This is a genomic window from Hymenobacter nivis (assembly GCF_006439025.1).
Taxonomy (GTDB): domain Bacteria; phylum Bacteroidota; class Bacteroidia; order Cytophagales; family Hymenobacteraceae; genus Hymenobacter; species Hymenobacter nivis_A.
Genome location: NZ_RCYZ01000012.1, coordinates 78,428 through 86,336 on the forward strand (window position 1 = coordinate 78,428; position 7,909 = coordinate 86,336).

The following is a 7,909-nucleotide window of genomic DNA, read 5'->3' on the forward strand; positions in this document are numbered from 1 at the left end:
GTGCTGATGCCCAAGCTGCGCGTGGCCCGGCCCACCAACGACCTGGCCCCGCTGGTACATTTCTACTGCGAAGGCTTGGGCCTCGAACGCCTGGCTGAGTTCGCCGGGCACCAGGGCTTCGACGGCGTGATGCTGGGCCACCCCGGGGCCCCGTACCACCTGGAGTTCACCCGCGAAGACGGGCAGCTGGTGGCCCCCGCGCCCACAGCCGAGCACTTACTGGTGTTTTACTTCCCCGACGCCGCGGCGTGGCAGGCGGCCGTGGCCCGGCTCGAAGCGGCCGGCTACCCCGCCGTACCGGCCCACAATCCGTATTGGGACGCGCAGGGCCGCACCTTTGCCGACCCCGACGGCTACCGCGTGGTATTGCAGCAGGCCGCCTGGGCCCTGTAATTAATAGTTATTCACATTGCGTTGTTAACCCTGGTTAATAACCAAGCTTTGCCGATTATGTCCGTCCCCACCCACTCCGAAACCGAGCCCATCCGCCTCACCCAGTACAGCCACGGGGCGGGCTGCGGCTGCAAAATCGCGCCGGCCGTGCTCGATAAAATCCTGCACAGCAGCCTACCCCAGCCCAACTACCCCGACCTGCTGGTGGGTAACGGCTCGCGCGACGACGCCGCCGTGTACCGCCTGCCGGGCCAGGATGGCCAGTGCGTCATCAGCACCACCGATTTCTTCATGCCCATCGTGGACGATGCCTACGATTTCGGGCGCATTGCCTCAGCCAACGCCATTTCCGACGTGTACGCCATGGGCGGGCGGCCCATTTTGGCCATTGCCGTGCTGGGCTGGCCCATCGGCAAGCTCGCGCCCGAGGTAGCCGCCCGCGTAACGGAAGGGGCCCGGGCCATCTGCGCCGAGGCCGGCATTCCGCTGGCCGGGGGCCACAGCATTGATGCGCCGGAGCCCATTTTTGGGCTGGCCGTGACGGGCCTGGTGGCCGAGAAAGACCTCAAGCGCAACGACACCGCCCAGCCTGGCTGCCGCCTTTACCTCACCAAGCCTTTGGGCGTGGGCATGCTGACGACGGCCCAGAAGCAGGGCATTCTGCGGCCCGAAGATGCCGACGTGGCCCCCGCCCAAATGCGCCAGCTCAACAAGATTGGCGCCGACCTTAGCCCCCTGCCCGCCGTGCAGGCCCTCACCGACGTCACGGGCTTCGGCCTGCTCGGCCACCTGGCCGAAGTGTGCGAAGGCAGTGGCGTGCAGGCCGTGCTCGATTTTGCCAAAGTGCCCCGCCTGGCCGCCGCCGAAACCTACCGCCGCCAAGGCGCCGTGCCCGGCGGCACCGCCCGCAACTACGCCAGCTACGGCCACAAAATAGGGGCCCTCACCGACGAGCAACAGCAGTGGCTCTGCGACCCCCAAACCTCGGGCGGCCTGCTCGTGTGCGTCGCGCCCGAAGGCGAAGCCGCGGTTCAGGCCGTGTTCCAGCAATATGGTTTGGCCCTGGAAAGCTTCGGCGAATTAGTAGCGCACCGTGCCGGCGAGCCGTGGATAGTGGTGGAATAGGGCCCCCAGCACCCGTAGTAGCGCGCCTGGCCCCTACGCCCAGCGGCTGCTTGCACCTAGGCAACGCCGTGAACTTCGTGCTGACTTGGTTGCTCACGCGGCGGGCGGGCGGTACGCTGCACCTGCGCATCGACGACTTGGACCGGGCTCGGTTGCGCCGGCCGTATTTGGATAATATTTTCCGCGTCATCGACTGGCTGGGTATTGATTACGACCAGGGCCCCCGGGGCCCCGATGACTTCCTGCGCCACCACTCACAGCTGCTGCACCTGCCCGAATACAACGCCGTGCTGCGCCGCTTGGCCCAGCGGCCCGGCTTGCTAGCGGCCAGCCACCGCAGCCGCACCGAGGCCCCGGGGGCCCTCTTGCCGCTGGATACGCCCGGCGCGGCGTGGCGCGCGCTGGTGCCGCCGCCTACGGCTGTGCGCTGGACTGATGCCGGCCAGGGCCCCACGCAAGTGTTGCTGGGCCAGGAAATGCCCGATTTTGTGATCCGCAAGAAGGACGGCGTAGCCGCCTACCAGGTGGCGTCGGTGGTGGACGACCTGCGCCTCGGCACCACGCTCATCGTGCGCGGGCTGGACTTGCGAGCCAGCACCGCCGCCCAGCTCTGGCTAGCCGCCCAGCTCACCGAAACGGCGGCCTTCAACGCCCCGCGCATCCAGTTCTACCACCACAATTTGCTGACGGATGCGGCGGGCAACAAGCTCTCTAAGTCGCAGCAGGGGGCCCTGGCCACCGGCGTGCTGGGACAGGAACGGGGCGCGGTTTTGGGCGCCGTGGCGCGGCTGCTGAAGCTGCCCACCGAAGCGGGCGAGTCGCTGGCGGCGCTGCGTGCGGCGTTTGAGGTGGCGGTTTAAGAGAGATTTTGGGTCGTTGAACGGCTGTACCGCCAAGCTGTGCTTGGCCTTGCATATGCTACCCTGGGGGCCCTGGCGCAAGGCCAAGCACAGCTTGGCGGTACAGCCGTTCAACAACGCAAAAACCGTTGCTGGGGGCCCCAGTTACCGCACTTCCTTCTTGAATTCCTCGGCCCAATAATCGGCCAGGCGGGTGGGTTCGGGCAGCTTGTAGCCTTTTAAGCAGGCCAGGGTGAGGCGGGTGGCGGTGGCCTGGTCGCAGCGGTGGCCAGGGCTCACGAACAGCGGCAGCACCTTGTCTTTGCTGCGGATGACTTCGCCGATGAGCTCGCCGGTTTTGGCATCGGTAAGCGGCGTGGTGCTGTCTTTTTCGGGGCCCGGCTCGGTGAAAGTGCCGGTCAGTTTATTCTTGGCCACGCCGAAAGTGGGCACATCGAGCAGCACGCCCAGGTGCGCGGCAATGCCCACGCGGCGCGGGTGCGCAATGCCGTGGCCGTCCACCATCACCACATCGGGCCGGTGCGTGAGCTTGGCGAAGGCCTGCACCACGTTGCCAGCCTCGCGGAAGGAGAGGAAGCCGGGCACGTAGGGCATCGTGACGGGGGCGTAGCTGTACACTTTTTCGACCAGCTCCAGCGATGGGAATTTCAGCACCACGAACACTGAGAGGATGGTTTCGGGCGTGGGAAACGACGAGTCGCAGCCGCCGATCAGGCGCGGCTCGTGGGCCAGGGGCTCGGCGCGCACGCGCTGGCGCAGCTCCTGCTGCTGGGCGGTGAGGCTGCGCACCAGCGCGGGGTCGGGCGGGGGGCCGGGGGGGCGGAAGTAGGCCATGTGGTAGGGGAAGGGCGGGAGTAGTAGCGCGCCGCAGCTGAGGGCGGGCCTCACCTTTGGCTGCGGAAGGACGTATACGCGAGCCGGGGGCTTGGCCTCCGTTCCGCAACGCACATTTTCAATTCCACCCCGTGGCCGATAACCCTAAACCTGAACAGCCCGCCGCCCGGGGCGCGGGGCCCCAGCTCGACCGCCGCTACTACCTCGACGTGCTGCGGCCGCGCCAGGGGCCCGCGCCGCTCATGGCCGCCGTGCAAGCCGATTTGCCCCAGTTTTCGCCCGCCCTACTGGCCGATTTTGAGCAGACCAGCGGCACGGCCGGGGCCCTGGCCGTGGGCGACGAGTTCCACATCAAAATACTGGGGCCCTGGAACGGCAGCGTGCGCGTGACTGAGGTAGGGGCCACGTTCTTCGAGCTCGCCACCCTCGAAGGCCACCCCGAGGCCGGCCGCATCCGCTTCGAGGCCCACGCGCTCGACGGCCGGCCCGACGCGCTGCGGTTCGAAATTCACTCGGTGGCCCGCTCGCGCGACGGGCTGGTGGCCTTCGCCTACGACACCATCGGCGGCGGCAAATTGATGCAGGAAGCTACGTGGGTCGAGTTTTGCCAGCGAGTGGCCCAGGCCAGCGGCGGCCAGGCCCTGGGGCCCGTCACGGTCGAAACCACCCGCCGCGCACCCGATGGTGCCGTCGAGCACACCGTTTCCCATGTCTAACCCCACCGCCGCCCCGTCCGCCTGGGAGCGGTTCCGCGCCCGCCTCGCCGAATACGCCCACACCCCCGTCAACTACGACTACGCTGCCCAAACTGAGTACACCCCGGCCACCGGCTGGCGCCTCGACCACTACGCCGTGGCCTTGCCCGCCGAAGCCCCCGGGGCCCCCGCGCCCGCCGGCGCCTTTGCCGCGGCCCAGGACGTGCTCCGGCGCTACGCCTTCCCGCCGCCCAACCTGATTACCGGCTACTTCGACCCCAGCCAGCCCCTCGAAAAGCGCGTGATGGTGCTACGGGCGCACTTTTTGGTGTTCAATTTCTACTTCGGCGTGCGGGTGGTGGATGTGGTGGACGAAGCCAGCCAGCAGGGCCCCGGGGGCCCCGAGCGCGTGTGGGGCTACGGCTACCGCACGCTCGAAGGCCACTTCGAGCGCGGCCAGATTAACTTTTCAGTGCACAAGAACCTGGCGACCGGCGCCGTAGATTTTCGCATCAACGCCGCGTCGCAGCCCGGGCACATCCGCAACCCATTTTATTGGCTGGGGTTCAAGCTGTTTGGCCGGATGCTGCAACGCCGCTTTGCCCACGAGTCGCTGGCCCGGATGCGCCTTTTGGTGGACGAAGCCCTGGCGCGGCCATAACCTTTTGGGGCCCCGGGCGGTTAAGAACCTTCGCACTGCCAATTTGGTTGTGCACAATTAATTCGACGCTTTTTCCAAAACCAACTTTAATGAGTACCACCAAAGCCTACGCGGCCCCCGCCGCCAGCATTCCCCTCGAGCCTTTCACGCTGGAGCGCCGCACCCCGGGCCCCCACGACGTGCAGATTGATATCCTTTTCTGCGGCGTGTGCCACTCCGATTTGCACCAAATCCGCGACGAGTGGGGCGGCTCCATCTTCCCGATGGTGCCCGGCCACGAGATTGTGGGCCGCGTGGCCGCCGTGGGCGACCACGTGAAGAACTTCAAAGTAGGCGACCTGGCCGGTGTGGGCTGCATGGTGGACTCGTGCCGCGAGTGCTCGTCGTGCAAAGAGGGCCTGGAGCAGTACTGCGAAACCACCGGCATGGTGGGCACCTACAACAGCCGCGAAATCGGCACCGGGGCCCCCACCTACGGCGGCTACTCGCAAAGCATCGTGGTGGACGAGAAGTACACGCTTAAGGTGAGCGAGAAGCTCGACCTGGCCCGCGTGGCGCCGCTGCTGTGCGCCGGCATCACCACCTACTCGCCCCTGCGCCAGTGGAAAGTGGGCGCCGGCCACCGCGTGGCCGTAATGGGCCTGGGCGGCCTGGGCCACATGGCCGTGAAATTTGCCGTGGCCCTGGGCGCCGAAGTGACCGTGCTCAGCACCTCGCCCGATAAAGAGGCCGATGCTAAGGCCCTGGGGGCCCACAAGTTCATCGTAACGAAGGACAAGGAGCAGTTCAAGTCGGTGAATAACTACTTCGACTTCATCATCAACACGATATCGGCCCAAATCGACCTGGGCTCCTACGTGAGCCTGTTGCGCCTCGACGGCACGATGATCCTGCTGGGCGTGCCCACCGAGGCCCCGCAACTGCACGCCTTCAACCTCATCGCCAAGCGCCGCCGCGTGGCCGGCTCGCTCATCGGCGGCATCGCCGAAACCCAGGAAATGCTGGACTTCTGCGCCGAGCACAACATCATGTCCGACATCGAGATGGTTGACATCCAGCACATCAACGAAGCCTACGAGCGCATGCTAAAAGGCGACGTGAAGTACCGCTTCGTCATCGACGTAGCCTCGCTGAACTAACCCACCAGGGCCCCAACGCACAACTGCTGTAGGGGCCCAGGCCAACGCAAAACGGCCGGCTTTCCGCTTAGGGAAGCCGGCCGTTTTGCGTTCGGTAAAAGCCGCTTGCGGGGCCCCGCTACTGCTTGCTAAACACGTAAGAATCTTGTTCCAGAAAGGGGTTGACGCGCAGTTCCATGGTGCGTACCCGAGCCCCTTCGGCCCGAAACAGCGCCGGAAAGATGCCGTAGGCGGGGTTGGAGTACGTGGTGCGGAACTGCTCACCGTCCATGTAGTCGAGCGTGGCCACCAGGCCGGGGTGGTTGGCAAAGTGCACTTGCAGCTGCCGCCCCTGGGCCTCCACCGTCACGGTGCCGTACACGGGGTTGCGGTACACGCCGGCGTAGGTGCGCAGGTCGCGGGTGGGGCGGTTTTTGCGCTGCACGCGGGTGGCCAGCTCGGCAATGTTGCGCTGCGATTCTTCGCGGCCGGGCCGGGCCAGCGTGTACAGCTGGCGGCTGCGGTCCACGTAAGGCACGGCCAGGTAGGCATCGAGCAGCTGGTAGCGCAGGGCCTCAAAAAAGCTCTGGTTGTCCTGGTTGGTGAGCACGGCAATGCCCAGGCCCTCCTCGGGCACAAAACACACGTTGGTCACGAACCCGTTGGCCCCGCCCGTGTGCCAGAACACCTGCCGCCCGGCGTAGTCGCCGATGAAAATGCCCAGGCCGTACATGGAAAAATGGCTCGGCAGAATCGACGATTTCACGTCCGACACCAGCGTGTTGACGGCCCGGGTGCGGCGCAGCGTGGCCCAGGGCAGCACCTGCCGCCCGGCGTAGCGCCCGCTGTCGAGCTGGAACTTGAGCCAGTGCGTCAGGTCGTTGGCGCACGACACGAGGCCGGCGGCCGGGGCCAGGTTGTCTATCTGGTCGAAGGGCAACGGAATCAGGGGCCCAAACGCGTCGGAGTAGGGCCGGGCAATGTTTTCGCGCTGCGCGTAGCCGGCCGTAAGCGGGTAGGTGCGGGCCATGCCCAGCGGCGTGAGCAGGCGCTGCTGCACCCAGTCTTCCCAGCGCTTGCCGTCCAGCACCTGCGGAATGATTTCGCCCGCCGCCAAAAAACCCGAGTTGCAGTAGCCGTAGGTTTGGCGGAACGGGTTGACGGGCCGCAGGTTGCGCATCTTGTCCACAATGTCGGCCCGGCTCAGGTTGGAGTTCCAAAACGTGAAATCGCCCTGGAACGTGCGGGTGCCCAAGTGGTGCCCCAGCAGGTCGCGGATGCTCACCAGCTTCGTGCTCGTCGAGTCAAATAACCGGTACCCGGGCAGGTGCTGGCGCACTGGGTCGTTCAGCGTCAGGCGCTTCTCCTCCTCCAACTGCGCCAGGGCCGTCCCCGTGAACAGTTTGGTGTTGGACGCAATCATGAACAAGGTGTTGGCATCGACCGGTGCGGGCTCGCCCACTGCCCGCACGCCAAAGCCCTGCGCGGCCACCACCTGCCCGTCCTTCACCACCACCACGGCGAGGCCCGGAATGTCCCACAGCCGCAGGCCGCGCTGCACATAGGCCGCCAAACTGTCGTGCACAAACCGGCCCCCGTAGGCCCGGGGCTGTGCCGCGGCGGGCAGGGCCCCCAGCAGCAACGCCACCAACCCCAGCGCCAGGCCACGGCAAAATGCAAAACGAAAGAACATGAAAAAGAAAAAAGGCCGGATGGGACGCGAAAAATAAGCACGCCACCGGCAAAGCCTCATCTTTCTTTTTAGGAAATACCTAAGACAGCCCCCCAAAGGGGTTGGTGGGGCACAAAAAAAGCCCTGCGCGGGGCGCAGGGCTTTTTAGCATCTTGGCAAAAGCCTATTCGAAAGCCTATTCGAAAGCCTATTCGAGAGCCTATTCGAGAGCCTATTCGAGAGCCTATTCGAGAGCCTATTGTTTGACGAGCTTGAGGCGCTGGGTCTGGCCGTCGGCGTAGCGCACCTGCACCACGTAGAGGCCGCGGGGCAGGCTGGCCATGTCGGCCAGGGGCAGGGTGGAGGCGCCGGCGGCCAGCGTGGGCTGCCACTGGCGCACCTGGCGGCCCACGCCGTCGAGCACGCGCACGGTGGCCGGGCCGGCGGCCAGGGTCTGCAGGGCCAGGGTGACGTCGGCGGCGAAGGGGTTGGGGTAGGCCTGGGCCGAGGCGGCCAGGGCCCCGCCGAAGGCCAGCGACTGCGGGGCGAAG

General features: G+C 66.2%; 9 protein-coding genes. 6 read left to right on the forward strand and 3 right to left on the reverse strand.

Features of this window, described 5'->3' with window-relative positions; translation table 11 throughout:
- Positions 1-6 precede the first annotated feature (6 nt).
- The 3 genes from EAH73_RS21215 to EAH73_RS21225 are packed head-to-tail and all read left to right on the forward strand — an operon-like array spanning position 7 to position 2,378.
- Positions 7-393 (forward strand): VOC family protein, encoded by a 387-nt coding sequence (locus EAH73_RS21215; RefSeq protein ID WP_140469435.1) that lies wholly within the window; start codon positions 7-9, stop codon positions 391-393.
- A 57-nt stretch (positions 394-450) separates the two neighbouring features.
- Positions 451-1,518, forward strand: a complete 1,068-nt coding sequence (selD, locus tag EAH73_RS21220) for a selenide, water dikinase SelD (protein ID WP_140469436.1) — start codon at positions 451-453, stop codon at positions 1,516-1,518.
- A complete protein-coding gene (locus EAH73_RS21225; RefSeq protein WP_262711102.1) occupies positions 1,500-2,378 on the forward strand; it encodes a glutamate--tRNA ligase family protein in 879 nt (292 codons plus the stop codon). The genes selD and EAH73_RS21225 overlap by 19 nt, the downstream gene beginning before the upstream one ends.
- A 144-nt stretch (positions 2,379-2,522) precedes the next feature.
- On the opposite strand, the gene nfi is transcribed toward EAH73_RS21225, so the two are convergent.
- Positions 2,523-3,212, reverse strand: a complete 690-nt coding sequence (gene nfi / locus EAH73_RS21230; protein WP_140469437.1) for a deoxyribonuclease V — start codon at positions 3,210-3,212, stop codon at positions 2,523-2,525.
- 131 nt (positions 3,213-3,343) lie between these two features.
- On the opposite strand from nfi, the gene EAH73_RS21235 reads away from it, so the two are divergent.
- From EAH73_RS21235 to EAH73_RS21245, 3 genes are all read left to right on the forward strand, one after another.
- Positions 3,344-3,928 (forward strand): DUF1990 family protein, encoded by a 585-nt coding sequence (locus EAH73_RS21235; RefSeq protein WP_140469438.1) that lies wholly within the window; start codon positions 3,344-3,346, stop codon positions 3,926-3,928.
- Positions 3,921-4,568 (forward strand): DUF1990 family protein, encoded by a 648-nt coding sequence (locus tag EAH73_RS21240; protein ID WP_140469439.1) that lies wholly within the window; start codon positions 3,921-3,923, stop codon positions 4,566-4,568. Before EAH73_RS21235 ends, EAH73_RS21240 begins: the two co-directional genes overlap by 8 nt.
- Before the next feature lie 89 nt (positions 4,569-4,657).
- Positions 4,658-5,707, forward strand: a complete 1,050-nt coding sequence (locus EAH73_RS21245) for an NAD(P)-dependent alcohol dehydrogenase (RefSeq protein WP_140469440.1) — start codon at positions 4,658-4,660, stop codon at positions 5,705-5,707.
- Between the two features lie 118 nt (positions 5,708-5,825).
- On the opposite strand, the gene EAH73_RS21250 is transcribed toward EAH73_RS21245, so the two are convergent.
- Positions 5,826-7,379: a serine hydrolase gene (locus tag EAH73_RS21250; protein ID WP_140469441.1), complete on the reverse strand. Its 1,554-nt coding sequence runs from the start codon at positions 7,377-7,379 to the stop codon at positions 5,826-5,828.
- 235 nt (positions 7,380-7,614) lie between these two features.
- Positions 7,615-7,909, reverse strand: a 295-nt coding sequence (locus EAH73_RS21255) for a T9SS type A sorting domain-containing protein (RefSeq protein WP_140469442.1), incomplete at its 5' end; no start/stop codon positions are given.

Coding starts and splice junctions, on each gene's coding strand:
- EAH73_RS21245 (WP_140469440.1), top strand. CDS start 4,658: ATGAGTACCACCAAAGCCTACGCGGCCCCCGCCGCCAGCATTCCCCTC.
- selD (WP_140469436.1), top strand. CDS start 451: ATGTCCGTCCCCACCCACTCCGAAACCGAGCCCATCCGCCTCACCCAG.
- EAH73_RS21215 (WP_140469435.1), top strand. CDS start 7: ATGCCCAAGCTGCGCGTGGCCCGGCCCACCAACGACCTGGCCCCGCTG.
- EAH73_RS21250 (WP_140469441.1), bottom strand. CDS start 7,379: ATGTTCTTTCGTTTTGCATTTTGCCGTGGCCTGGCGCTGGGGTTGGTG.
- nfi (WP_140469437.1), bottom strand. CDS start 3,212: ATGGCCTACTTCCGCCCCCCCGGCCCCCCGCCCGACCCCGCGCTGGTG.
- EAH73_RS21240 (WP_140469439.1), top strand. CDS start 3,921: ATGTCTAACCCCACCGCCGCCCCGTCCGCCTGGGAGCGGTTCCGCGCC.